The organism is Mycobacterium sp. Aquia_216 (genome assembly GCF_026723865.1).
Classification (GTDB): Bacteria; Actinomycetota; Actinomycetes; order Mycobacteriales; family Mycobacteriaceae; genus Mycobacterium.
The window spans coordinates 4,523,875-4,549,198 of record NZ_CP113529.1 but is presented as its reverse complement, the minus strand read 5'-3'; the positions used below and the strand labels follow the sequence as shown (position 1 = coordinate 4,549,198).

Sequence of the window (25,324 nt, the reverse complement as noted above, 5' to 3'; positions counted from 1 at the left end):
TCCTTTCAGTCCAGGGCGCCCGCGACGGGCGCCGCGAGCAGATCGATCAGGTCCTCAACGTCGTCCAGGTTTTCGAGACCGACCACCGCCCGTTCGATCGCGTCGGCGCGGGCGCGGCTGGTCACCCGGTCGGCCAGGGAATGGAACTTCGCGACGAGTTCGTCGTTGGTGACCGGGTCGGTGGGCGCGCCATGTGGCAGATCGACGCGAACGTGGTGCACGGTGCCGTCGCGCGTGGTCACCGCGACGTCGGTGCGAAACCGCTCGGTGATGGGCGCGTTGGCCAGTGATTCGTCAAGACGCACCGAGGTGTTCGCGATCAGCGACCAGATGTCGTCGGAGTCGAGCCGTGCTCCGGTGAACTGCTCGGGCAGGACGTTGCCGTCCAGCAGCGCCGCGGCCGTGGCGTACCCGATATTCATTTGCGCGCCGATCGCCGTGAGCGGACGCTCGGGGGTCCACCAGCCGTGCTTGTAGACGGTCTCGCCGACGGTGATGTCGACCTTCGAAATATCCTTGGGTGCAACTGAACTCCGCAATTTCCTGGCCGCGTCGATCGCCCCGTGCAAGCCGCCCATCGCGGCGTAAGACTTGACCACGATGAGCGTGGTCTCCCAGCGTTGTCCGAGTTGGCCGGTCAGCAGCGCGGCGTCGGGATCGTGGCCTTCACCGAAAACACTGAGAAATCCGCCATATTCACGCTCGAACACCCGCTTGATGCCGGTATATCCGGCCGCGGCCAGCCCGGCCGCGTAGAAGCCGTTGCGCGCCGCCAGGCCGTGGTGCATGCGCTTGCTCATCGCCTCGTACTGCGCGGCCATCAGCCCCGCGGATTGGGTGCCGGCCAGACCGAGGGCGTCTTCGAGCTGTGCCGGGGAGAGCCCGCGTACCTTGCCCGACGCCATCGCCGCCGAGTGCGTGCCGAAGACCGAGCCAGAGTGCCAACCCCGGTCGAGCATCTGGGTTCCGTGCAACGTGTATCCGACGCGCGGACCCACTTCGAAGCCGGCGATCGTCCCGAGCAGCAGTTCGGCGCCCGTCGTCGAATGCTGCCGTACCGACGCGGTAGACAGCAGCGCCGGGATGAGCAGCGAACAGCTGTGCAGCGGGGCCAGCGGATGGAAGTCGTCGAGTTCGAAGCCCTGGATGAACGTGCCGTTGAGCACCGCGGCCGCGGGCGCGCCGCTGGTCTGTCCGGTGCCGATGATCGCGGTGTCACCGGGGCCCTCCAGCCCCAGGACCGCTTCGGTGGCGACACGCGACCACGGCAATTGGGCTCCGACCAGGGCGCAACCCAGGCCGTCGAGGAGGAGGTATTTCGCCCGCGCGACCACGTCCCGCGGGACATCGCCGAGGGTGAGGTCGGCGACCCAGGTGGCTAATCGCCCGGTAGGGCCCGCCGGATCGGTGGCGGACTGCTGCTGCGCCGTGGTCATCGGATCTCCCCAAAGTCGAGCGGTTGTTATATACATATAACAACCGCTGCTAAGGCGCAAGGGAGACGGTGTGGGAGCATGACCACTATGCAGCAGGCCAATGCCGAAACCGGACCGGTGTCGGCGGGCGCCGGGGTGCCACTGCACCGGCAGCTCTTCCTGGTGTTGCACGACGAGATCGACCGCGGCGTGCTGGCTGCCGGCGACCCGCTGCCCACCGAGCAGTCCCTGTGCGATCAATTCGGGGTTTCGCGCATCACGGTTCGGCGCGCGCTGGCGGACCTGGCCGAGCAGGGATATATCGAGCGCCGCCACGGCGTCGGTTCGTTCGTACGGGACCACCCTCCGGCGGAACTGCCCGTGGCGGGCGGCTCCTACCTGGACGGGTTGCGGCAGGCCCAGTTCGAGACCGAGGTCGACGTGCTCGAACTCGACTCGCACCGCCGCCCTCCCCGGGTCGTCGCCGACGCGCTCGAGACGTCCGGCGAGCTGCTGCACATCGTGCGGGTGCGGCGTCAACGCAGGACGGGTGAGCCGTTGATGGTCACCGAAGCCTGGTTGCCCAGCGCGTTGGCGGACCATTTAACCGAGTCGGCATTGCAACGTGAACCGCTCTACGAACTGCTGGCGAATGTCGGGGTCGTGGTCGAACACATGCGGCACGAGATCACGGCCGAAATCGCAGGCCCTCGCCACGCCCGCCTGCTCGACACCGCGATCGGCGCCGCGCTGCTGCGCGTCAACCGCCTCGCTTTTGCGGCGGACCGGCCGCATCACTATCTGTCGATTCTGTTGTCGCCGAACCGCAGTCGCGTGTGGATGAGCCAGTCGGCGGCCGAGTTGGAAACGGGTGACGGCCTGGCCATCGCCCACGACGTGCGTCGAGAATCGCGCTAGCGAAGCCGCCGACACCCGGGACGAAGCGCCCGACGCTGGTCGCGTAGGCCCGATACGCATCACCATGGGCTCGCGACAAGTGTAAGGGAAAGCCCACGCAGGCAACAAAGTTCGGCGTCACCAGGGCGACCCCAGGCCGAACGTGAAGATGGCGGTGCAGATCGGATTGCGGATCCGACCGAACACGCCGGTGCGCTCCAGCGTGGTGGTCTCCCGTTCGTCCACCCCGATCCGCCAGGAACCACCCATCTCGAGTTGCGCGTATACCGTCGCGATCGCGATCCCGACGACCCACTCGGTGGGCCCACCTTGACCCGGTGAAAGCCCGTCGACCCCGTGTGCCGGTGCTGTAGCCCACTGCGCCAACCGAATCCGAGCACCCCGAAAACCGCAAAGAGCACCACGGCGATGACGGCGGCAATTATCTTGCGGGGCGGGCTAATGCCGAATCGATGGCTTCGGCATCCGGTGCGCAATCACCGGCTCCAGGAACCAGGGTCGAAAGCGCGCCCGCGGTGCAGGCCCGCTGCAGCGCTGCCAGTCGCTCGGACCGCGAACCCGGGTCGCGTGGCCAGCTCGCCGCCAGGACTCCGGCAAACACGTCGCCGGCGCCGGTGGTGTCCACCGCTTTGACCGCCGGAGCCGGTACCCAGAACTCGTCGTCGGCACTCACACAGCCGGCACCGCGGGCACCGAACGTAGTCACCAAGTAGGTTGGCCGCCAAGGCCATTCCTCGGCTTCGGCTTCATTGGCGACCACCACGTCCGCAAGCTGCGCCAGTTCGGCCAGCGCGCTTCGCTCCTGACCGCCCGGCGAGGCGTTGACGATGACGAGCGCACCGGCGGTTTTGGCCTGGCGCGCCGCGGCCACCGCGGTGGCGACCGGAATCTCCAACTGGGTCAACAACACCTCGCACTCGGTGACCATCGCGCGGGGGGCCGCGCTGGTCAGGGCCAGCTGCCCATTGGCCCCCGGCGCCACCACGATGGTGTTCTCGGCGCCGGCATCGACCACGATGATCGCCGTGCCACTGGGGCCGGGCAGCGCAACGGTCGCGTCCAGCCCAACGCCATTGGCCGACAGATGCGCCCGCAACGGTTCGGCCGCGGCGTCGTCGCCGAACGCGCCGACGAATTGCACCTGTGCCCCCGCGCGTGCCGCGGCCACGGCCTGGTTGCCACCTTTGCCGCCGGGTGCGTAACTCAATGAGGACGCGAGCACTGTCTCGCCTGGGCGGGGAAGGGCGTCGACCTCGCAGGTGATGTCCATGTTCACGCTGCCGACCACGCAGACCCGAGCCATCTCGTCAAGGCTAGTCGCGTCCGGCTTGCCTTTCGAAGGCGATCGCATGCCGCAAACGCCGATTTTGTGATGCCCGCACGCTAGTGTGCTGCGTGAGCAGCGCCTCTTAGGGAAGGGGGAAGCGATTGACATCGAGTGAGCTGACCGACGCCACCGAGTCCGTCCCGGAGCAAGAGGCAGCGACTCAAGGCAGTGAGTCGCGCAGTATTGCGAGGTTTCGCCGTCGCCGGCTGTTCCGGGTGGGCATCCAGTCCAAGCTGCTGATGACGCTCTTGATCTGCAGCATCTTTTCGGTCGCGGTCGTCGGACTCATCGGGGCGCTAACCGGCCGCAACGCGCTGCGGCAAGTCGAGGCCGAACGCCTTATCGAGCTGCGCGAGTCGCAGAAGCGGCAGTTGGACACGCTGTTCAAGCAAATGACGAATTCGCTGATCGTCTACAGCAGCGGGTTCAGCGTGGTTCAGGCCATGGAGGCCTTCACCGCAGGCTTCAACCAGTTGGGCAACGCGACGATCAGCCCCGCTCAGCAGCAGTTGCTCGTCAACTACTACGACAACCAGATGATCAAACCGATCAAACAAATGACCGGCGAAACAATCGACATCAACGCGGTGCTGCCGACTTCCAACGCGCAGAAATACATTCAGGCGAACTACACCGCGCCGCCTCGGCCCAGTGGGGACGCGTTGCCCGTCGTCGATGCGGGCGACGGCAGTGCATGGTCGGCAGCCAACGCCCGGTTCGACTTCTACATGCGCGGAATCGTCACCCGCTTCGACTATCGGGACGTGCTGTTGCTGGACAACCAGGGCAATGTCGTCTATTCCGTGGCCAAGGGCCCCGACCTCGGCACCAATATCTTCACCGGCCCGTATCGCGAATCCAATCTCCGGGATGCCTACCAAAAAGCCTTGCGTTCCAACGATGTCGACTACGTCTGGATTACCGACTTCCAGACGTATCAGCCGGCACTGGACGCTCCCACCGGTTGGGTGGTATCGCCGATCGGCATGAACGGCAAGATCGACGGCGTGATGGCATGGCCGTTGCCAACGCCGAAGATCAACAAAATCATGACCGCCGGGAAACAGTGGGAAGCCGCCGGCATGGGCCCGTCGACCGAGTCGTATCTGGTAGGCCCCGACGGCTTGATGCGGTCCGATTCTCGGCTGTTCCTCGAGGACCCGCAGGAATATCGGCGCGATGCCGTGGCTGCCGGAACTCCGCCCGACGTCGTGAACAGGGCCATTCAGTTGGGTACCACGATCCTGGTGCAGCCCGCACAAACCGCGGGTTTTCGTGCCGCCCAACGCGGGCAGACCGGAACGGTCACCGGCACCGATTACACGGGCAATAGCGAGATGGAAGCCTATACGTCGTTGACGGTGCCGAACTCCGATCTGCATTGGTCGATTCTGGTGACGCGCGATGACTCCGATGCTTTTGCGCGCCTGGGCAGATTCAGCCAAACATTGGTGGTCGGTGTCGCGACCATGATCTTCATCGTGTGTGTCGCCTCGATGGTGCTTGCCCAGATAATGCTGAGGCCGGTCCGCCGGCTCCAGGCCGGTACGCAGAAGATCAGCTCCGGCGATTACGAAGTCAACATCCCGGTAACGTCGCGCGACGAAATCGGGGACCTCACCCAGGCTTTCAACGAGATGAGCCGGAATCTGGCGATCAAGGACGAATTGCTCACCGAGCAACGCAAAGAAAACAACCGTCTTTTACTGGCGCTGATGCCGGAGTCGATGGCCCAACGGTACCGCGAGGGCCAGGAGACCATCTCACAAAAGCACCAGGACGTGGCCATCATCTTCGCCGATATCGTTGGCCTGGACGAGATTTCCATCGATCTAACCGGCGACGAACTGGTGGGAATTGTCGACGAATTATTCCGGCAGTTCGACGCGGCAGCCGAATCCCTCGGGGTTGAACGGATTCGCACCTTCCACAACGGCTACCTCGCCAGCTGTGGGGTCGTCACACCGCGGCTGGACAGCATTTACCGAAGCCTCGACTTTGCTCTGGAAATGCGTCAGATCATCGACCGGTTCAACAGTCAAAACTCACACGAGCTGAAGCTCCGAGTTGGCATCAACACCGGCAACGTGATCAGCGGACTGGTGGGACGATCGAGCCTCGTCTACGACATGTGGGGCGGGGCGGTAAGCCTGGCCTACCAAATGCACAGTGGCGCACCGCAGCCCGGTATCTACGTCACCTCGAGTGTGTACGAGGAGATGCGGGATGTCCGGCAGTTCACGCCGGCCGGCACGATCTCGGTCGGCGGAAAAGACCAGGCGATCTATCGGCTGTCGGAGCGGTAATGAACGCATTCCACTCGTCGTGGTTCTACTGGGCGGTTGGCGTCGCGATCGGATTTCCGGTCGCGCTGATTCTGCTCACCGAGCTGCACCACGCACTTGTGCGCCGACACAATCGCCTGGCCCGGCAGGTCAGCCTGCTACGTAACTTTCTGCTGCCGCTGGCCGCGCTGTTGCTGCTGTTGGTCAATGCCGCGCAGGTCTCGGCACGAGACGGTGCGGTGCGCATCCTGTCCACGCTGTTCGGCTTCCTGGTGTTGGTCATGTTGCTGTCCGGGCTCAATGCGACCTTCTTTGAAGGCGCACCCCAGGGCAGCTGGCGGAAACGACTACCCACGATCTTCCTCGACGTCGCCCGATTCGCGCTGATCGGTGTTGGCCTGGCCATCATCTTGTCCTTCATTTGGGGTGTCCGGGTCGGCGGTCTGTTCACCGCGTTGGGCGTGACCTCGGTCGTGCTTGGTTTGATGCTGCAGAATTCCGTCGGCCAGATCGTGTCCGGCCTGTTCATGTTGTTCGAGCAGCCATTCCGTATCGACGATTGGCTCGACGCGTCCAATGAGCGCGGACGAGTCGTCGAGGTGAACTGGCGGTCCGTGCACATCCAAACCGGCGATGGAATACGGGTGATGCCGAACTCGATGCTGGCCAGCACCACCTTCACGAATCTGAGTCGCCCGCCGGGCACCCACAAGCTGACGATGAAGACGACATTCGCGGCCGCGGACCCGCCCGATCGCGTCTGCGCAATGCTGACGCGGGTCGCCCGCGAGCTGCCGCAACTCAAGGCCGGCAGCGTCCCGCGCTCGGTGCCCGTCGGCAACGGCGAGTACGCCACGAGCATCGGGCTGAACTCGCCCGCCGAGGATGGCAGCGCGCGAGCGACGTTTCTGCGCTGGATCTGGTATGCCGCACGGCGGGAAGAACTGCACCTCGACGAGGCCGACGACGACTACTCGACGAGGGAACGGGTCGAAGACGCGTTGCGATCCGTGGTGGCGCCCGCGCTGCGGCTCAGCGTCGCCGATCAGCAGTCGCTGCAATCCTCGGCACGAATCGTCCTCTACGGTGCCGACGAAATCGTCGAGTACGCAGGTCAAGTGCCGGCGGGTATGACGTTCCTGGTGGCCGGGCGGGTGCGGATATTGGCGACGGCTGCGGACGGGTCGGCCGTGCCGATCAGCACGCTGGAGGCGGGCTCGTTTTTGGGCCTGACCGCGCTGACGCGGCAACCGAACCTCGCCAGCGCGTATGCCCTGGAAGAGGTCACTGCGTTGATGATCGATCGCGAACACCTCGAGCATCTCGTGATGCGTGAACCGTTGCTGCTACAGGACTTTGGCAACATCCTGGAAGAGCGGCAGAGCAAGGTGCGCCAAGCCGAGCGCGGTGAGCGGGTCGGCTGAGGCCGAGCGCCGCCCGGGCCGACTTACTTGGTTGGCTCAAGCCCGTTACCCTGGATCAATGAGTCTGCAAGCACCATCGCGTCCTGACTTGCGTCAGGAGGTCCACAACGCCGCCCGCCGCGCCCGCGCCGCGTCCCGGACGCTCGGGTTGTTGCCGACGGTTGCCAAGGACGAGGCGCTGCACTCAGCGGCCGAGGCGATCACGGCCAACACCCGGCAGATCCTGGCGGCCAACGCCGAAGATCTGAAGGCCGCGCGGGCCGCGGGGACGCCGACCGCCATGCTCGACCGGTTGGCGCTGGACGCCGCCCGCGTGGACGGAATCGCCGCTGGTCTGCGGCAGGTTGCCGGACTGCCCGACCCGGTCGGTGAGGTACTGCGCGGTTACACATTGCCCAACGGGCTGCTATTGCGTCAGCAACGGGTACCGCTGGGCGTGGTCGGGATGATTTACGAGGGCCGGCCCAATGTCACCGTCGACGCTTTCGGATTGGCCCTCAAGTCCGGCAATGCCGTGCTGCTGCGGGGCAGTTCCTCCGCGGCGCGATCCAACCAGTCGCTCGTCGAGGTGTTGCGGTCGTCGCTGGTCAGCGAGGACTTGCCGGCCGACGCGGTCCAGCTGCTGTCGGCGGATGACCGGTCCACCGTCACGCATCTGATCCAGGCGCGCGGCCTGGTCGACGTGGTGATCCCACGCGGGGGAGCGAGCCTGATCGACGCGGTGGTCCGCGACGCGCAGGTACCCACGATCGAGACCGGTGTCGGCAATTGCCATGTCTACGTGGATGCGGGTGCCGACCTGGATGTGGCGGAACGTGTTCTGCTGAACTCCAAGACCCGGCGGCCCAGCGTGTGCAATGCCGCCGAGACGCTGTTGGTGGACTCCGCGATCGCCGGAAACGCGGTGCCCCGGCTGGTGGCTGCCCTGCAAGACGCCGGTGTGACGGTGCACCTCGACCCGGACGAGGACAACTTGCGCCGCGAATACCTGTCGATGGACATCGCGGTGGCGGTGGTCGACGGCGTCGATGCCGCGATAGCCCACATCAACGAGTATGGCACCGGACACACCGAGGCTATCGTGACCAGCAATATGGCTGCGGCACACCGGTTCTCCGACGGTGTCGATGCGGCCGCGGTGATGGTCAACGCATCGACCGGGTTTACCGACGGCGAGCAGTTCGGTTTCGGCGCCGAGATCGGTATCTCGACGCAGAAGCTGCATGCGCGCGGTCCGATGGGCTTGCCGGAACTGACCTCGACCAAATGGATCGCGTGGGGCGACGGCCAGGTCCGTCCAACCTGACCCCGACCCCAAAAGTGTTTTAGGAGAACCTGATTGTGAGCGTGCCCGCCCGGCCCACTCCGCTGTTCGCGGACATCAGCGACGTCTCGCGGCGGTTGGCCGAGACCGGTTATCTACCCGACACGGCCACCGCGACGGCGGTGTTCCTGGCCGATCGGCTGGGCAAGCCATTGCTGGTGGAGGGTCCCGCCGGCGTGGGCAAGACCGAGTTGGCTCGCGCCATCGCACAGGCCACCGGCTCGGGTCTGGTTCGGCTGCAGTGTTACGAGGGCGTCGACGAGGCTCGCGCGCTTTACGAGTGGAATCACGCCAAGCAGATCCTGCGCATCCAGGCCGGCTCGGGGGACTGGGACCAGACCAAAGACGACGTGTTCAGCGAGGAGTTCCTACTGCAGCGTCCGTTGCTGACCGCCATCCGGCGCACCGAGCCGACCGTGCTGCTGATCGACGAGACGGACAAGGCCGATATCGAGATCGAGGGCCTGCTGCTGGAGGTGCTGTCCGACTTCGCGGTGACCGTTCCCGAACTGGGCACGATCACCGCGACGCGGACGCCGCTGGTGGTGCTGACCTCCAACGCCACCCGCGAGCTGTCCGAGGCGCTCAAGCGTCGCTGCCTGTTCTTGCACATCGACTTCCCCAGCCCCGATCTAGAACGCCGCATCCTGCTGTCCCGGGTCCCCGAGCTGCCCGCGCATCTCGCCGAGGAGTTGGTGCGCATCATCGGCGTGCTGCGCGGCATGCAACTGAAGAAGGTGCCGTCTGTCGCCGAGACCATCGACTGGGGCCGCACACTGCTGGCGCTGGGCCTGGACACCATTGACGACGCGGTCGTCGCTCAGACGCTCGGCGTCATACTCAAACACCAATCCGACCAGCAACGCGCGGCCGGGGAACTCAGGCTGAACTGATGCCCCCGCGCCGGATCCGCCCCGCCAGGCCACTCGCCCCGTACGGGCTGCCGGGACACTTGGTGGGATTTGTGGAAGCGCTTCGTGGAAGCGGGATTTCGGTAGGCCCGTCGGAGACGGTGGACGCCGGCCGGGTGATGGCGACCCTCGGCCTCAGTGATCGCGATGTGCTGCGCGAAGGCATCGCCTGCGCGGTGCTGCGCCAGCCGGACCACCGCGAGACCTACGACGCGATGTTCGACCTGTGGTTCCCCGCGGCGCTGGGTGCGCGGGCGGTTGTCGCCGAAGACGGCGGGGAGGGCGGCCCGGACAGCGACGCCTTGCCCGCCGACGACGTCGACGCGATGCGCCAGATGCTGCTCGACCTGCTCACCCAGAACGAAGACCTGGCCGGCATGGACGAGCGCCTGGTCGCGATGATCGCGCGGATCGTGGAGGCCTACGGCAAATACAGTTCCAGCCGCGGCCCGTCGTTCTCGTCGTATCAGGCGCTCAAGGCGATGGCACTGGACGAGCTGGAAGGCAAGCTACTCGCGGGCCTGCTCGCCCCCTACGGCGACGAGCCGACCCCCACGCAGGAGCAGATCGCCAAAGCGCTTGCCGCGCAGCGGATTACCCAGCTGCGCAAGATGGTCGACGCCGAGACCAAGCGGCGCACCGCCGAGCAGCTCGGCCGCGATCACGTCCAGATGTACGGCATTCCACAGCTTTCCGAGAACGTAGAGTTCTTGCGCGCCTCCGGTGACCAGCTGCGCCAGATGCAGCGAACCGTGGCGCCACTGGCCCGTACCTTGGCGACCCGGCTGGCTGCCCGCCGGCGCCGCAGCCGCGCCGGAACGATCGACCTGCGCAAGACGCTGCGCAAGTCGATGTCCACCGGAGGGGTGCCCATCGATGTGGTGCTGGCCAAACCCCGTCCGGCCCGCCCGGAACTGGTCGTGCTGTGCGACGTGTCCGGTTCGGTGGCCGGGTTCAGCCACTTCACCCTGCTGCTGGTACACGCGCTGCGCCAACAGTTCTCACGAGTGCGGGTGTTCGCGTTCATCGACACCACCGACGAGGTGACGCACATGTTCGGGCCGGAATGCGACCTGGCCGTGGCGATCCAGCGGATCACCCGTGAAGCCGGCGTGTACAGCCGCGACGGCCATTCCGACTACGGCAACGCATTCGTCTCCTTCGTTCAGGCCAATCCGAATGTGTTGTCGCCGCGCAGCTCCCTGTTGGTGCTGGGGGACGGGCGCACCAACTACCGCGATCCGGCCATCGACGTCCTGTCCGACATGGTCACCGCCGCCCGGCACGCACACTGGCTCAATCCCGAGCCCAGACATCTGTGGGGCAGCGGCGACTCGGCGGTGCCGCGCTACGAAGACGTGATCACGATGCACGAATGCCGGTCGGCCAAGCAGCTCGCTACGGTGATCGACCAACTGCTGCCGGTGTGACGCCCATTCGGCTCAGTCGCGGTTCGTCACTTCAGCCACACGCAGCGCTGCGGGGAGGGCGACCGAAGTGCCCGCCTCCGAGCGACAATTCCCAGGGCGCTGCGCAACTCGCGTCTACGGCGCAGGTTGTCGCTGTGAGGCGGGCACAACGCCTACCTCCCGACCCGGCGGTTGATGTGGCGGATGTGATCACAGCGCGGCGACGGGCGGGTCGAGCGGCCCGGTAAGCTGGCAAATCGTGCAAAAGCCCCGTCGCAGGCTGGGAGTAATGGGTGGGACGTTCGATCCCATCCATTACGGGCACCTGGTCGCCGCCAGTGAGGTCGCCGACCTGTTCGACCTCGACGAAGTGGTTTTTGTGCCCAGCGGTCAGCCGTGGCAGAAGACCCGGAATGTCTCGGCGGCCGAGGATCGGTACCTGATGACGGTGATCGCCACCGCCTCCAACCCCCGGTTCTCCGTGAGTCGGGTCGACATCGATCGCGGCGGCCCCACCTACACCAAGGACACCTTGCAGGATCTGCACGCCCTCAATCCGGATTCCGAGCTGTTCTTCATCACCGGCGCCGACGCGCTGTCATCCATCCTGTCCTGGCAGGGCTGGGAAGTGCTGTTCGAGTTGGCGCGGTTCATCGGCGTCAGCCGGCCCGGCTACGAGCTGCGCCACGAGCACATCACCGAGGTGCTTGGCGAGCTGGCCAAGGATGCGCTGACCCTGGTTGAGGTTCCGGCGCTGGCGATCTCGTCGACCGACTGCCGTCAGCGTGCGGCGGAGCGCCGTCCGCTGTGGTACCTGATGCCCGACGGTGTCGTGCAATACGTCTCCAAGCGCCGGCTCTACCGGGGGCCCGTTGAGGGAGAGGCGACCGCGACGCTCGGCCCCTCGCAGTCCACCCTTTCCGCGGGGAACAACACATGAGCGCCACCCCGGAAGCCATCGACATGGCCACAATTGCGGCGAATGCGGCGGCCGCAAAGCTCGCCAACGACGTCGTCGTCATCGACGTCTCCGGGCAATTGGTCATCACCGACTGCTTCGTGATTGGCTCGGCGTCCAACGAACGGCAAGTCAACGCGATCGTCGACGAGGTCGAGGAGAAGATGCTCAGGGCCGGTTACAAGCCCGCGCGCCGCGAGGGTGCCCGGGAAGGACGCTGGACGCTGCTGGATTACCGCGACATCGTCGTGCACATTCAGCACCAGGACGATCGCAACTTCTACGCCCTGGATCGCCTGTGGGGTGACTGCCCGGTCGTGCCGGTCGACTTGGCCGGTCCGCACGATTCGGCGAGTACGCAATGAGCATCCGTCGCCTGGTGATGTTGCGGCATGGGCAAACCGACTTCAACGCCGGAAGCCGGATGCAGGGGCAATTGGACTCCGCGCTCACCGAACTGGGTCGCGCTCAGGCGGTCGCCGCCGCCGAAGTGCTGGGCAAGTCGCAGCCGTTGCTGATCGTGTCGTCGGATCTGCATCGCGCCTACGACACGGCGGTCAAGCTGGGGGAGCGGACCGGGCTACGAGTGCGGGTGGACGAGCGGCTACGCGAGACGCACCTGGGAGATTGGCAGGGTCTGACCCACACCGAGGTCGATGGACAGGCTCCGGGCGCCCGGCTCACCTGGCGCGACGACGCCACCTGGGCACCGCACGGCGGGGAAAGCAGGGTTGACGTCGCCACGCGCAGCGTGCCGCTGGTCGAGGAGCTGGTGTCCCGCGAATCGGAATGGGGCAACGCGGACGAGCCGGATCGGCCCGTGGTGCTGGTGGCCCACGGTGGCTTGATCGCGGCGTTATCGGCTGCGCTGCTGAAGCTTCCGGTCGCCAGCTGGCCGATCCTGGGCGGCATGGGCAATGCTAGTTGGGTGCAGCTCTCCGGCCACTCCCGCGACTCCGGCGCCGACTTCGACAACATCCGCTGGCGCCTCGACGTGTGGAACGCTTCGGCGCAGGTCTGAAAACGATGTCCTCTGACGTACGCCCCACATTGCTGGTCTTCGCCGATTCGTTGTCCTACTACGGCCCCACCGGGGGATTGCCGGCCGACGATCCTCGCATCTGGCCCAATATCGTTGCTGCACAACTGGGTTGGGATGTGGAGCTGATCGGTCGCATCGGCTGGACCTGTCGCGACGTATGGTGGGCCGCTACGCAGGACCCGCGGGCCTGGGCGGCTCTGCCCAGGGCGGGCGCGGTGATTTTCGCGACCGGCGGGATGGATTCCCTGCCGTCGGTCTTGCCGACCGCGTTGCGTGAACTGATCCGCTATGTTCGCCCGCCGTGGCTGCGGCGCTGGGTTCGCGACGGCTACGGCTGGGTGCAGCCCAGGCTCTCGCCGGTGGCCAGGGCCGCACTGCCACCGCATTTGAGTGCCGACTATCTCGAGCAGACCCGTGGCGCAATCGATTTCAACCGCCCGGGTATCCCGATCGTGGCGTCGCTGCCATCCGTGCACATCGCCGAGACCTATGGCAAGGCGCACCACGGCCGCGCCGGCACCGTGGCAGCCATTACGCAATGGGCGCAGAACCATGACGTGCCCTTGGTTGACCTCAAAGCTGCTGTGGCCGAACAGGTTATGAGCGGACGTAGCAATCCTGACGGTATCCACTGGAATTTCGAAGCCCACCAGGCGGTCGCGGAGCTGATGCTCAAGGCGCTGGCCGCGGCCGGTGTGCCGACGATGCAGTGGGGGCACCCCCAGCCGCCCGGCGGCGAGGGGGACGCGCAGCGCGAGGAGGAGGCGCGCAATCAAGCCGGGGTACCGAACGAGAAATCGCGCGGCTAAGCCATGACAGTCGTGGTGGTGACCGATGCCTCGTCGCGCCTCCCGGCCGAGCTGCTGGAAAAGTCAGGGATCCGCGTAGTCCCGCTGCACATCCTGCTCGACGGTGAAGATCTGCGCGACGGCGTGGACGAGATCCCCGACGACATCTATCGGCACCACGCCACCACCGCGGCGGCCACTCCGGCCGAACTCGAAAAGGCCTACCGCCAGGCACTGGCTGACGCCTCCGGGGATGGTGTAGTGGCAGTGCATATTTCGTCAGCGCTCTCCGGCACTTACGGCGTGGGGGAACGGGTCGCAGCCGAGATCGGTTCGGCCGTACGGGTTGTCGACTCGCGCTCGGCGGCGATGGGCACCGGCTTTGTCGCGCTGGCCGCCGCGCGGGCCGCGGCCGCGGGTGGGGGCTTGGACGCGGTCGTCGCCGCCGCGAACACGGCGGTAAGCCGAAGCCACGCCTTTATTGTGGTGCACGGTCTGGACAACCTGCGACGCAGCGGCCGGATCGGCGGGGCCAAGGCATGGCTGGGCACCGCGCTGTCGCTCAAGCCGTTGCTGCGCATCGAGGACGGCAAACTCGTTCTGGCCCAACGGGTACGAACCGTCAGCAAGGCGACGGCGGCGATGCTCGATCGGGTCTGCGGGGTCGTCGGCGACGGCTCGGCGGCGGTGGCGGTGCATCACGTCATGAACCCGGACGGTGCCAACGAGGTGGCGGCGGCGCTGGCCCAGCGGCTACCCGCGTGCGAGCCGGCGATCGTCACCCCGTTGGGGCCGGTGCTGGGCGTGCATGTCGGACCGGGAGCTGTCGCGATCTGCGTGGAAGTGGCTGCGCGCTAAGCGGATACCCATTTGCGGGCGTTGTCGCCGCGCGGATGGACGACCTGCGGCCACCAGAACCAACGCCCGAGCAGCGTGGCGATCGACGGCATCAACAGCGTGCGCACGATCAGCGTGTCCAGCAGCAGGCCAATGCAGACGGTGGACCCGAACTGGCCCAACACCCGCAAGTCACTGCCGAGCATCGACGCCATCGTGAACGCGAACACCAGACCCGCGGCCGTCACCACCCCGCCGGTGCCGGCCATCGACCGGATGATCCCCGTCTTGAGTCCGTGATGGATCTCCTCCCGGAACCGGGATACGAGCAGCAGGTTGTAGTCGGATCCGACTGCCAACAGGATGATCACCGAGAGCGCGGCGACGATCCAGTGGATCCTGATGCCGAACAGGTCCTGCCAAATCAACACGGACAGACCGAACGACGCGGCAATAGAACTGGCCGCGGTACCGACGATGACCAGGGCGGCCACCACGCTCCGGGTGAGCAGCAGCATGATCATGAAGATCAGCGTCAGCGCCGATACCACCGCGATCATCAGGTCGTACTTCTCGCCGTCGGCCATGTCCTTGAACGTCGCTGCGGTTCCGCCGAGATATACCCTGGCGTCGGATAGCGAGGACTGCTTCAACCCCTCCTGTGCGGCGATGCGTTCGGCTCCGACCCGTGAAATGCCTTCCGGCGTCATGGGATCGCCCTGATGGGTGATGAAGAACCGTGCCGACTTTCCATCCGGCGACAAGAACATTCGAAGACCCGTCTGGAAGTCAGGGTTCTGGAACGCTTCCGGCGGCAGATAGAAGAAGTCGTCGTTCTTCGACTGGTCGAAGCTCTGCCCCATGACGATCGCGGTGTTGCTCATCGCCTCCATCTGGTTGATCATCGCCTTGAACGTCTGGTAGAGCGTCAGCGTGATGCCCCTGGTGGTCTTCAGCGTCGTGATCAGCGTGGGAAACAGCGCATTCAGGTCGTGGGTGGCCTGGGCGGTGTGCTTGATGTCAGCCGTGAGGAAGTGGAACTGCTCGGCGAGCTGGTCGAAGCCGTCCAACGTGTCGAACAGGGATCGCAGTCCGTAGCACAACGGGATGTCGAAGCAGTGTTTCTCCCAGTAGAAGTAGGTGCGCACCGGCCGGAAAGTGTCGTCGAAATCCGCGATGTGGTCGCGCAAATTATCGGTGATCTGCGATGTCACCGCCGTGGTATTTGCGCTGTCGTCGGCGGCATGAGCGAGGTCTAGCGATACCTCGTATTGCCGTTGCGTGGTGTCGATTTGGGTCTGCAGGTCGTCAGCCATCTTCAGGATGTCGGCAATGCGCTCCTTGAGGAAGTCCATATTCTGCATGGTCGTCTGGCTTTGAATGCTGTTCTGGAACGGAATCGAGCTGTGCTGAATCGGAATGCCCAGTGGCCGGGTGATGTCCTGGACCATGGCGATGCCGAGCGTGCGCATCTCGTTTTTAGCTACCCGGTCCAACACCAGCATGTCGGCCGTGTTGCGCATGTCATGGTCGGATTCGACCATCAACAGGTCCGGGTTCATCCGGGCCTCGGAGAAATGCCGGTTCGCGGCCTCCTGCCCTTGGTTGGACGGAGCCGAGAGCGGTAGGTAATGGCGGTCGTTGTAGCTCGTCGTGTAGCTCGGGAGGGCAATCATGCCGACCAGCACGACCGCGGCGCTGACGGCCAGAATCGGTGCGGGCCAACGCACTACCGCGGTGCCCACCCGGCGCCAGAGCCGCCCTTGTTTGGCGGCGCGCTTGGTCTCGAAGAGATGGAAACGGCTGCCGATGAAGATCACAGCGGGGCCCAGCGTGAGGCCGGCAGCGACGACAACCAGCATGCCGATCGCCACGGGAGCGCCCATGGTGTTGAACCAGGGCAGCCGGGAAAAACTCAGGCAGTAGGTCGCGCCGGCAATCGTCAGGCCCGACCCCAGGATAACGGGGGCAACTCCCTTAAATGTGGTGTAGTAGGCGCTTTCTCGATCTTCGCCGGCGCGCAGGGCCTCCTGGTAGCGGCCGACGAGGAAGATGCCGTAGTCCGTGCCCGCCGCGATCGCCAGCATGGTCAGGATGTTGGCGGCAAAGGTGGTGAGCCCGAATGCGTTGTGGTACGCCAGAACCGCGACGACTCCCCGCGAACAGGCCAACGCGACAAAGGTCATGAAGAGCTGGACCAACGTGGTCACGACGGACCGGTAGACCAACAGCAACATGATCGCGATCGCACCCAGGGTGAATAGCGTGATCGTGGCCAGGCTGGCGTTGCCGATGATGTGCATGTCGTCGGAGAGCGCGGCGGGACCGGTGACGTAGGCCTTCACCCCCGGTGGCGCCTTGTTCTCGTCGATCACCTTGCGAACGGCGTCGACGGACTCATTCGCCAGCGTGGTGCCTTGGTTACCGGCTAGGTTCACCTGCACGTAGGCGCCCTTGGCGTCGGCGCTCTGCGCGCCCGCCGCCGTCAGCCGGTCTCCCCAGAAGTCCTGGATGTGCTGGATGTGCTTGGGATCCTGGCGCAGTTGCCGAATCAGCTTGTCGTAGTACTGGTGTGCATCGGCGCCAAGCGGTTGTTGGCCCTCCAGCACGATCATCACGGTGCTGTTGGAGTCGAATTCGTGGAAGTTTTGGCCCAGCCGCATCATCGCCTTCATGGACGGCGCGTCCAGGGGTGTCATCGGGGCCGAGTGCGCCTCGCCGACGACTTCCAGGGTGGGGACGATGACGTTCACCAGGATCGTCACGGCTACCCAGATCAAGATGATCGGCACGGCGAAGATACGAATGGTGTGCGGGAGGTACGGCCGGTGGCCGCGTTCCGGCCTCCCGGACCCCTGCGTGTCGATCGGACCGGTGTCGACGGCGTCGTCGACTCCCAGCTGGCTCTTGCTATTGAGATCGCTCATGCGGACTTCACCAAGCAGAAGGTCTGGGCGTTGTGGCCATCGGAGTTTTGCTCGTCGCGGACGACGCCGTCCACGGTGATCTTGCAGGTGATTCGGCTGCCGTCACTTTGCGCCATGATGTTGGCGCTCACCGACGGCAGCGTGGTCGAGATCGTGGTCGACCACGGGAGCGGGGCGTTGTTGATCTGGTGGGTGTTGGCATCCGCATCCCAGTAGTTGATGTTCGCGGTGGCTCCCGGCGGGCCGCCGATCTCGTACAGCACAACCTTCGGGTTGAACTGCACGATCTCGATCCCCTTGCCCGCATTCGCGTTGAGGTCCTGGGAGCCGAAGATTTTGTGCAGTCGCGACACCATCAACGCCGAGACTGCCAGTACCACAATTAACAGCAGAGGAATCCACGCCCGTTTGAGCGCTCGAGTTATGGCATCCGAATTCGGCGAAGCCCTCACCTTGACCGCCTTCCGCTTACCGCTGCGGGGGCCTGCCATCCTGCCTTGGAAAGCTCACCACCGCGTCGACAACCCTCATTGTCGCGGAACCTTTGCTTGGCTAAGTACTCTAACCTAGAGGACGGAACCGTTCCTCCGGGGTGGCTTGCATGTGGCCAGCGCCATAGGGTCAGCGCGCCACCCGGCCGGTGACCGGCGGCAAGTCGGCAAGGGTCACGATCCCGGGCCTGGCGGCCACCACCCCGGGCACCGCGTTGGTGACCGGTAGAGCGGTATAAATCATGCCGAGGCCCATGAACCCGGGCTCCGTCCAATCCTTCGGCGGCAGGCAATGCAGTACGGTCCGCATGTTGGGCAATCCGAAGACCTGAATGACGTGGCCGTGCTCGAGCGGCTTGGGCGGGACCACGTGGCTGCCCATCGTCCAGTTGAATCCGACGCTGACGACGTTGCGGTCACCTTCCCAGCCGCGGTGGAAGCCGTACACGCCGCCGACCGTGCCCGCGGGGATCTTCATGAAGCCCAGATCGGAGTCGCCGGTGGCCGCGGTGAATGTCACGTCGAAGGTCATCTTGTCCAGCTTGGCGCCGATCGCGTCGGCCATCATCGCCGCCGACTCCGCGAAGACCTCGCTTTCCCGCCGCACGTTCTCGGCCAAGCCCGGTGCGTCGGGGTCTTGTGAGAATCCCATTGCCGTCTGGGTTTCCGCGGATTCGTAGGTCGAGCAGTCCACCGACTCGGTGATCCGGATTTCGTCGACGCGCTCACACGAGGCGGACAACACCATGCCGACCATGTTCGTCATGCCCGGGTGCGCACCGCTGCCGAAGATCGTCGAATTGCCCTTTTGGCAGGCGTCCTCGATGCGCTGCCGGTCCTGCGGCGTCTGCTTACCGCCGGTGATCCAGGCCGCGCTGGAGCACACGTTGACCCCTGATTCCAGCAGTCGCACCAGTTCGTCGACGTTGGGCCACAACGGGTTATAGCAACACGCGTCGGCGCCCAGCGCGATCAGCGCGTCGATGTCGTTGGTGGCTTGCACCCCGGTCGGTTCCGGCCAGCCGGAAAGCTCGGCGGCATCGACACCGACCTTGTCCGCCCCGTGCGCGTAGACCCCGACCAGTTCCATGTCGGGCCTGCCGATGATGGCGTGCAGCGAGCGCCGCCCGATGTTCCCCGTTGTCCACTGGATGACCCGTAGGGGACGGTCTGTGCTGGCTGTGCTCATCGTGGCTCCTTTGCCGGTGCGGATGGACCCATTATGCGAATAGCGGTTCCCCGCCGTGCGCGGACGTCGACTTCAGGCGGACCCGCGCAGACCGGCCGGCTTAGGTGTCCAGCCGGGCGAATTGGTGCCGGTTGTACAGCTCGACACAGGCAGAGCGCCGGATCTTGCCACTCGTGGTGGTGGGAATAGACCCGGGCGGTACCAGAACGAGGTCCTCGACGTTCACCCCGTGCGCATTGGAAATCGCGGAGATGACGTCGCTCTTGACTCCGCTCAGCCAGCGCCTCGCCTCCTCGGCCGAGTCGCCTCGCTTCTTGAGCTCGATGACGGTGACGAGCTTCTCGGTGCTGTTCAGCGGGACCGATATCGCCGCGACCCGACCACGGGTGATCTCTTGGACCGTCGCCTCGATGTCCTCGGGATAGTGATTACGCCCACGGATGATCAGCAAATCCTTGATGCGACCGACGATGAACAGCTCACCCTCGGAGATGAAACCGAGGTCACCGGTCCTCAGCCAGGGTCCGACCGGCGTACCCGGCGACGCGTCCAAAAGCGTTGCGCCAAAGCATAACTGCTCCTCGGGCGGTTTGCGCCAGTAGCCCTCGGCGACGTTCTCGCCGTGCACCCAGATCTCACCGACCAAGTCCGTCGGGCACTCGCGATGGGTTTCACTGTCGACGATCCGCAGTGTGGGCGATTGCGGCACGTCGTATTTGACCAGTGCGGTGCCGGTCCCGTGCGCGCACCGCTTGACGCGGCCTGCGGACAGCTCTTCGGTGTCGAAGCGGGCCGCCGGCGACGATTCACTCCAGGTGCCGGTCGCCACGAAGACGGTTGCCTCCGCCAAGCCGTATGACGGACGCATCATATGGTCGCGAAAGTTGAAGTGCGCGAACCGATCAACGAAGCGCCGCAGGGTGACCGGTTCGACACGTTCGGCACCGCTGATGATGCCCAGCACCCCACCCAGGTCGAGCCCGGCCAGGTCAGTATCACTCGTCTTGCGCGCGGCCAGATCAAAGGCGAAATTAGGTGCCGACGACCAGGAGTGCGGATTTGCGGCAAGAGACCGCATCCACCTCGCCGGGCTTTCCAAGAAAGCCACCGGGCTGGTCAGATCGGCGCGGTAGCCGCCCAGGATCGGGGCGCAGACACCCAGTACCAAACCCATATCGTGGTAGAAGGGCAGCCAGGACACCAGCGTGGCATTCGAGGGGATCGCGAACCGGGAGTCGGTGAAAAAGCTTCGCATCAACTGTTCGAAATTCACCTGGAGGTTGCGATGCGAAAGCATGACCCCGGTCGGCGTGCGGGTCGAACCCGAGCTGTACTGCAGATACGCGATGCTGGGCAGATCGGCCGCCTCAACGCTCGGTCCGCCCTCGGCGTCCAGATTCAACGAATCGATTTCGACGATCTTGGGAGCAGTGTCCAGCCGCGATTGGTCGACATAGTCGCCGACATCTTCCGCGGCTGCGGACGTGGTGAGAACTATCGAGGGCGACGTATCGGCAAAGACCGCGCCCACCCGATCATGACTCGAGCCCCGGTGCGGCAACGGGAGTGGAACGGCGATGAGCCCGGCCTGCATGGATCCCAGGAAAGCCAGAATGTAATCGAGGCTCTGCGGAGCCAGGATTACTGCCCTGTCTCCGACCGATGCGTGCAGGCTGAGCTCGCGCGCCACACTGAGTGTGCGGCGCGATAGCTGCGACCATGTGACACTCTCGGCGACGCCCGCCCAATCTTGTTGGTAATCGGTGAAAGTGAACGCGACGTCGTTGGGGCGCATGCTGGCGCGCCCGTGCAGCATCGAGAGCACAGGTGGCTGAGACATGGGCGTCAAGTTAAATCCGTACCAGTTCGTCGAATCCGTTTGCTCGGAGTCGGATGTCAGCCCGTGCCATGGGACAGCACGGACGTTGCTCCGCTGAGAATTTGGGAAAGAGGATCGGCGCCGCCGCCGAATGTCGCCTGGTTGGCCGGTGCAGTGACTTCGGCTGGGTCGAAGCCGTGCACCGGGTCCACCTGAACGGGAGCGGTCGACGGGTCGTCGTTTCGCGAGTAACCCGCGTTCACCCGGGGGATCAGGATCGCGTCGAGCTTGTTCAGCGTGTCCTCGTCGATCCCGACGTACTTCAGCGGCATGACGAGAGGAAGGTGCTGTTCCGGGACCATGATCGTGGTGTCTTTAGCACCCCTGGAGTTGATGGTCGTCCTGATGTTCTGCGGCGGTACCATGCTCGGGTTTGTGAAGGCCACCGCGGTGTGACCCGTGGCGAGTCCCAGGAGCGTGTTGGCCAGGGCGAACATGTTGTCCGGCCGGTCGGGGAAGTCCGCGATCGAGTCGTAGGCGGCCACGAATCTGTTTGTGTCGTACTGACTCTCATAGGGCGGTGGCATGGTGTAGTCGAGTGCGGGGACCACGCTGCCGACCGGGAACATGGCGGACAGGAAGCTCTGACCGAAGGCGTGACGCCCAATCGGGTCGCCGAATGTGGCGAAGTTCAGTTTGTCCGGCGGGGGAGCGGTCGGGTCATTCGCGAGCCGAGCCTGCTCACCATCGACCACGAACCCGCCCTCGGACAAGCCGATCGCCGTCCCGGGGCGACCGGTGCTGCGAATCGCCGCATCGAGGTTGTTGATGCCCTCGTCGACCGACTCTCCGACGCTGGGGCCATCCAGACCCAGGCCCGGGAAAAATGCATCGAAGCGGCCGATGCCCGGGAAGAGCCGCTCCAGCACGTGGCCCTGAACCTGGCCAGCCGGGTAGCGGACGATTTGTCGCTGCTGGCCGGGGAACCAGTCGGCGCCCTCCATGCGGATGTACTGGTCGTAGGGGATCCCCAGGACGTGAGCGCCTCCGAGCGCGTAGGCGGTCTGGTCGCCCGGCGCCCCGGGGGTCGGCGGGCCGCCGATCGGCGTGTCGTCGGCCGTCGCGGCTCCGACGCCGAAACATGCTGTGGCACCCACAGTTACCAGCGCCGTAACTCCTGCGAGTAGTTTCTTCATGCCTACTCCTGACCGCTTGAACTCGTCTCGTAGTCTCACACACGTCATGGGTATGTGCTAACCGGGCTGCGGCTCGGCGCGTCCGGCCGGCGACCGCCGCACACCCATTTGGGACGGCCACCAGTTGGCCCGTCCGACCAGTGCAGCGATGGCGGGAACCGTGATGGTGCGTACCAAGAAGGTATCCAGCAAGATTCCCACACCGATCACGACACCGCCCTGAACCACGGTGCTGATGCTGGAAAACAACAGACCGCACATCGAGGCGGCGAAGATCAGACCGGCCGCAGTGATCACACCGCCCGTCGAACTCAGCGTCCGAATGATGCCGTACCGCATGCTGCGCGCAGACTCCTCACGCATTCGCGAGACGAGCAGCATGTTGTAGTCGGCCCCCACCGCGACCAACACCACGAATGCCAGCGGGGGCACGCTCCAATGTAATGGCTGGCCGAGCAGATATTGGAACACGAGTACGCCGATACCCAACGCCGACAAATACGAAATGACCACGGAAGAAACCAGATACAGCGGCGCGACAATCGCACGCAGCAGCGCGATCAAGGTCACAAACACGACGAAGAGGGTTACCGCGATGATGAACCGGATGTCGTGTTGGTAGTAGTCGCGCGTGTCCTTCAGCCCGACCGTGTATCCAGCCATCGATACCGTGGCGTCCGCCAACGCGGTATTCGGTTGGGCCGCGCGGGCGGCCGCACTGATCGCGCTGACCTGATCCATGGCCTCGGTGCTGAACGGATTCAGTTTGGTTTGAACCAAGTACCGTGCGGAGTGGCCGTCCGGCGAAATGAATACCTTGGCCGCCTTCTGGAACTCCTCTAAATGCAGCAGCTGAGGGGGGATGTTGAACCCGGCCATTGCAGGTTGCGCCGCATCACGTTTCAGCGACAACAGAAACTCCGCTGACTCACCGAGCCCGGCACCGAGCTGTTTGACTTGGTCGACGAGTTGAGCAACTGCGTCGGCCACTTGGCGGCTCCCACCCGCGAATCTGTTTGCGCCATCTTGCAGGCTGTTCAAGTTCGCCTGCAGGCCACCGGGTTTGTCCATCCCCATGGTGTGCATCACGGCGGTGAGCCTGCCCAATGCGGCGCGCACGCGGTCCGTCGACGCTTTGAGGGCACGTTTGTCCTGGTAGTCCTGCAGTTGGTGAGCCAAGTCGTTGATCGCGTCGAGGTCTGCTTGATCGCGCGAGCCAACCAGCTGCTCAAATGCTCCGCGGGTGGCACTGCACGATTGATCGGCATCGCAAATGGGGTTGCCCTGCAGCGCGGTCAGCACCGGACCTATCCAGGCGAAGATGTTCTTGGCCGCTGAGAAGTTCCAGCCCATGGCATTGCTGAGCGAGTTGACATGGTCGACGAGCTGGGCCGCGATGTCGACCTGTTTGACCAGCGCGTCGCCGCTGTACTGGCTCTTCGCCGAGGAGAAGGCATTTTCCAGTTCCTGCAAGCTGGCAGCGAGCTGGCTGACCTGGCCGCGGACTTCGCTGAGGCTGTTGGCCAGCGTCCCCGTCCCGGCGACCAGCCGGTTGAGGTCATTGGTGTGATCGTTGATCAGGTTGGACCCGCCGGCCAGCAGGGTGCCGATGGCGCCGGCCTGATAGGTCGCCCTGAATTGTTCCGGCACACTTCCGGTGGGACGCGTAATGCCGCTGACCGCAGCGATATTCGGCAGTTGGCTGACTCGGTCTGCCATCTGTTCCAAATCTGCAAGGGCTCTCGGCGTACGAAGGTCATGCGGTGATTGGACGAGGATGTACTCCGGAATGGACTGGTTCACCGGGAAATGCCGATCCAGCGCGGCATACCCGATCGAGCTCGGAGCGGACGGCCGCAGGGCCTTGCGATCGTCGTAGTTGTAGCGCACCAAGCCGGCGCAGCTCGCCAGGATGATCAGAACAAGCACGCTGGCAAGCAGATTGACCTTCGGCCGGCGCACGATGCGGATGCCCGAACGTCGCCAGAACGCAGCGGTTAGTTCGCGCCGTGGCTTGACCCAGCCGCGCGGCCCAGCCAGCGCGAGAATTGCCGGCAGCAACGTCACCGCGGCGAGGAATGCCACCCCGACCCCGATCGCCGAGGATGCTCCGACCGTCTTGAACACTCCCATTCGGGCGAAACTGATGAGGAGAAAAGTGATACCGACGGTGGCGGCGGATGCGGCCACCACTTTTCCGATAGAGATCATTGCGCCCTTGACCGCCTGATCGGAATTCGCACCTGACCGCAAATAGTCGTGATAGCGGCTGATGAGAAAGACCGCGTAATCCGTTCCGGCACCGGCCATTATGGCGCTCAGAAATACGATGGACTGGTTTGAGACGCCCGCGCCGGTCAGTTGGGAATAGCCCGCCACCACTGCCTGCGCGATCACCAGGGATATCCCGATCGTCAGCAACGGCAGCAGCATCGTGATCGCACTGCGGTAGATCACCAGCAGGACGATGAGCACCAGAACGGCGATCGCCAGCTCGATCGGAACTCGATCGTGATCGCCCGCGACCGTGAGGTCGGCGACGGTTGCCGCGGGGCCGGTGAGGTTTGCCGTCAGGGCCGTTCCGGAGACGGCGTGTTTGACGATGTCGCCGATCCTGTTGAAGGCGGCGTACGACCGTGGGGTGCCCAACTCGCCGGCAACGCCGACCGGCAGTACCCACGCTTTGTGGTCTTTGCTGGTCACGACCGAGCGCAGCGGTGGCGTGCTGAGGAAATCCTGCACCATCAAGACATCTCGCGGGTCTTGGCGCAGCGCGTCCACCAGTTTGCGATAGGCGGCTTCGTCGGCGGGGTTAAGCCCCTTGTCGTCGGTCAGGACCACCAATAGCAGGTCTTCCGAGCCCGATTCGTGAAATGCCTCGGTCATCTTCCGGGCGGTGGCGTTCGAGGGTGCATCGCTGGGCAAGATGGCGAGCGGATGCTTCTGGGCCATCTCGCCCAGGGATGGCAACGTCAGTGGTAGCGCGACCGCAACCGCGACCCAGAACCCGATTACCGCCCAGGGCCATCGCACCACGAAATCGGCTAGCCGTCGCATGTTGCCC

At 64.9% G+C, this 25,324-nt stretch carries 19 protein-coding genes and 1 pseudogene; 11 read left to right on the top strand and 9 right to left on the bottom strand.

Annotated features, from left to right (window positions below; all coding sequences use genetic code 11):
• Nucleotides 1–5 precede the first annotated feature (5 nt).
• Nucleotides 6–1,436, bottom strand: a complete 1,431-nt coding sequence (locus OK015_RS21205) for an MmgE/PrpD family protein (RefSeq protein ID WP_268125918.1) — start codon at nucleotides 1,434–1,436, stop codon at nucleotides 6–8.
• Nucleotides 1,437–1,514: 78 nt separating this feature from the next.
• Here OK015_RS21205 and OK015_RS21200 point away from each other — a divergent pair, with 78 nt between their 5' ends.
• Nucleotides 1,515–2,333 carry a GntR family transcriptional regulator gene (locus OK015_RS21200; RefSeq protein ID WP_268125917.1) on the top strand — a complete coding sequence of 273 codons (819 nt, stop codon included), beginning with the start codon at nucleotides 1,515–1,517 and terminating at the stop codon, nucleotides 2,331–2,333.
• A gap of 1 nt (nucleotide 2,334) precedes the next feature.
• On the opposite strand, the pseudogene OK015_RS21195 reads toward OK015_RS21200, so the two are convergent.
• A pseudogene (locus OK015_RS21195) lies at nucleotides 2,335–2,755 on the bottom strand (methyltransferase family protein); the annotation flags it as partial.
• Nucleotides 2,755–3,636, bottom strand: coding sequence for a ribokinase (locus OK015_RS21190; protein ID WP_268125916.1), 882 nt, complete (start codon nucleotides 3,634–3,636; stop codon nucleotides 2,755–2,757). The gene OK015_RS21190 and the pseudogene OK015_RS21195, both read right to left, overlap by 1 nt.
• Before the next feature lie 125 nt (nucleotides 3,637–3,761).
• Between OK015_RS21190 and OK015_RS21185 the strand changes: the two genes are divergently transcribed.
• The 10 genes from OK015_RS21185 (at nucleotide 3,762) to OK015_RS21140 (ending at nucleotide 14,659) form a co-directional block, all read left to right on the top strand.
• Complete coding sequence (locus OK015_RS21185; protein WP_268125915.1) at nucleotides 3,762–5,966, top strand: adenylate/guanylate cyclase domain-containing protein; 2,205 nt, start codon at nucleotides 3,762–3,764, stop codon at nucleotides 5,964–5,966.
• Nucleotides 5,966–7,369 (top strand): mechanosensitive ion channel domain-containing protein, encoded by a 1,404-nt coding sequence (locus OK015_RS21180; protein ID WP_268125914.1) that lies wholly within the window; start codon nucleotides 5,966–5,968, stop codon nucleotides 7,367–7,369. Before OK015_RS21185 ends, OK015_RS21180 begins: the two co-directional genes overlap by 1 nt.
• Before the next feature lie 58 nt (nucleotides 7,370–7,427).
• On the top strand, nucleotides 7,428–8,675 hold the full coding sequence (locus tag OK015_RS21175) for a glutamate-5-semialdehyde dehydrogenase (protein WP_268125913.1): 1,248 nt from the start codon (nucleotides 7,428–7,430) through the stop codon (nucleotides 8,673–8,675).
• 35 nt (nucleotides 8,676–8,710) lie between these two features.
• The gene (locus tag OK015_RS21170; protein WP_268125912.1) at nucleotides 8,711–9,586 is read left to right on the top strand and encodes an AAA family ATPase; all 876 of its coding nucleotides are present in this window, start codon (nucleotides 8,711–8,713) and stop codon (nucleotides 9,584–9,586) included.
• A complete protein-coding gene (locus OK015_RS21165; protein WP_268125911.1) occupies nucleotides 9,586–11,034 on the top strand; it encodes a vWA domain-containing protein in 1,449 nt (482 codons plus the stop codon). Before OK015_RS21170 ends, OK015_RS21165 begins: the two co-directional genes overlap by 1 nt.
• A 268-nt stretch (nucleotides 11,035–11,302) precedes the next feature.
• Complete coding sequence (gene nadD / locus OK015_RS21160; protein ID WP_268125910.1) at nucleotides 11,303–11,953, top strand: nicotinate-nucleotide adenylyltransferase; 651 nt, start codon at nucleotides 11,303–11,305, stop codon at nucleotides 11,951–11,953.
• Nucleotides 11,950–12,336 (top strand): ribosome silencing factor, encoded by a 387-nt coding sequence (gene rsfS / locus OK015_RS21155; protein WP_268125909.1) that lies wholly within the window; start codon nucleotides 11,950–11,952, stop codon nucleotides 12,334–12,336. The genes nadD and rsfS overlap by 4 nt, the downstream gene beginning before the upstream one ends.
• A complete protein-coding gene (gene gpgP, locus OK015_RS21150; protein ID WP_268125908.1) occupies nucleotides 12,333–12,992 on the top strand; it encodes a glucosyl-3-phosphoglycerate phosphatase in 660 nt (219 codons plus the stop codon). Before rsfS ends, gpgP begins: the two co-directional genes overlap by 4 nt.
• A 5-nt stretch (nucleotides 12,993–12,997) precedes the next feature.
• Complete coding sequence (gene octT / locus OK015_RS21145) at nucleotides 12,998–13,822, top strand: diglucosylglycerate octanoyltransferase (protein ID WP_268125907.1); 825 nt, start codon at nucleotides 12,998–13,000, stop codon at nucleotides 13,820–13,822.
• A gap of 3 nt (nucleotides 13,823–13,825) precedes the next feature.
• Entirely contained in the window at nucleotides 13,826–14,659 is an 834-nt protein-coding gene (locus OK015_RS21140; RefSeq protein WP_268125906.1) for a DegV family protein, read from the top strand.
• Here OK015_RS21140 and OK015_RS21135 read toward each other — a convergent pair.
• From OK015_RS21135 to OK015_RS21110, 6 genes are all read right to left on the bottom strand, one after another.
• On the bottom strand, nucleotides 14,656–17,565 hold the full coding sequence (locus OK015_RS21135) for an MMPL/RND family transporter (RefSeq protein ID WP_268125905.1): 2,910 nt from the start codon (nucleotides 17,563–17,565) through the stop codon (nucleotides 14,656–14,658). The two genes, OK015_RS21140 and OK015_RS21135, sit on opposite strands and share 4 nt — an antisense overlap.
• Nucleotides 17,562–17,990, bottom strand: coding sequence for an MmpS family transport accessory protein (locus tag OK015_RS21130; protein WP_268132964.1), 429 nt, complete (start codon nucleotides 17,988–17,990; stop codon nucleotides 17,562–17,564). Before OK015_RS21130 ends, OK015_RS21135 begins: the two co-directional genes overlap by 4 nt.
• 196 nt (nucleotides 17,991–18,186) lie before the next feature.
• A complete protein-coding gene (locus OK015_RS21125; protein ID WP_268125904.1) occupies nucleotides 18,187–19,245 on the bottom strand; it encodes an NAD(P)H-dependent amine dehydrogenase family protein in 1,059 nt (352 codons plus the stop codon).
• Between the two features lie 100 nt (nucleotides 19,246–19,345).
• The gene (locus tag OK015_RS21120; RefSeq protein ID WP_268125903.1) at nucleotides 19,346–21,085 is read right to left on the bottom strand and encodes an AMP-binding protein; all 1,740 of its coding nucleotides are present in this window, start codon (nucleotides 21,083–21,085) and stop codon (nucleotides 19,346–19,348) included.
• Nucleotides 21,086–21,141: 56 nt separating this feature from the next.
• Nucleotides 21,142–22,260: an acyltransferase PE gene (gene pe / locus OK015_RS21115; protein ID WP_268125902.1), complete on the bottom strand. Its 1,119-nt coding sequence runs from the start codon at nucleotides 22,258–22,260 to the stop codon at nucleotides 21,142–21,144.
• A gap of 57 nt (nucleotides 22,261–22,317) precedes the next feature.
• Entirely contained in the window at nucleotides 22,318–25,317 is a 3,000-nt protein-coding gene (locus tag OK015_RS21110) for an MMPL/RND family transporter (protein ID WP_268125901.1), read from the bottom strand.
• Nucleotides 25,318–25,324: the final 7 nt, after the last annotated feature.

Coding starts and splice junctions, on each gene's coding strand:
- OK015_RS21205 (WP_268125918.1), bottom strand. CDS start 1,436: ATGACCACGGCGCAGCAGCAGTCCGCCACCGATCCGGCGGGCCCTACC.
- OK015_RS21200 (WP_268125917.1), top strand. CDS start 1,515: ATGACCACTATGCAGCAGGCCAATGCCGAAACCGGACCGGTGTCGGCG.
- OK015_RS21190 (WP_268125916.1), bottom strand. CDS start 3,636: ATGGCTCGGGTCTGCGTGGTCGGCAGCGTGAACATGGACATCACCTGC.
- OK015_RS21180 (WP_268125914.1), top strand. CDS start 5,966: ATGAACGCATTCCACTCGTCGTGGTTCTACTGGGCGGTTGGCGTCGCG.
- OK015_RS21175 (WP_268125913.1), top strand. CDS start 7,428: ATGAGTCTGCAAGCACCATCGCGTCCTGACTTGCGTCAGGAGGTCCAC.
- OK015_RS21165 (WP_268125911.1), top strand. CDS start 9,586: ATGCCCCCGCGCCGGATCCGCCCCGCCAGGCCACTCGCCCCGTACGGG.
- nadD (WP_268125910.1), top strand. CDS start 11,303: ATGGGTGGGACGTTCGATCCCATCCATTACGGGCACCTGGTCGCCGCC.
- rsfS (WP_268125909.1), top strand. CDS start 11,950: ATGAGCGCCACCCCGGAAGCCATCGACATGGCCACAATTGCGGCGAAT.
- gpgP (WP_268125908.1), top strand. CDS start 12,333: ATGAGCATCCGTCGCCTGGTGATGTTGCGGCATGGGCAAACCGACTTC.
- octT (WP_268125907.1), top strand. CDS start 12,998: ATGTCCTCTGACGTACGCCCCACATTGCTGGTCTTCGCCGATTCGTTG.
- OK015_RS21140 (WP_268125906.1), top strand. CDS start 13,826: ATGACAGTCGTGGTGGTGACCGATGCCTCGTCGCGCCTCCCGGCCGAG.
- OK015_RS21135 (WP_268125905.1), bottom strand. CDS start 17,565: ATGAGCGATCTCAATAGCAAGAGCCAGCTGGGAGTCGACGACGCCGTC.
- OK015_RS21125 (WP_268125904.1), bottom strand. CDS start 19,245: ATGAGCACAGCCAGCACAGACCGTCCCCTACGGGTCATCCAGTGGACA.
- OK015_RS21120 (WP_268125903.1), bottom strand. CDS start 21,085: ATGTCTCAGCCACCTGTGCTCTCGATGCTGCACGGGCGCGCCAGCATG.
- pe (WP_268125902.1), bottom strand. CDS start 22,260: ATGAAGAAACTACTCGCAGGAGTTACGGCGCTGGTAACTGTGGGTGCC.
- OK015_RS21110 (WP_268125901.1), bottom strand. CDS start 25,317: ATGCGACGGCTAGCCGATTTCGTGGTGCGATGGCCCTGGGCGGTAATC.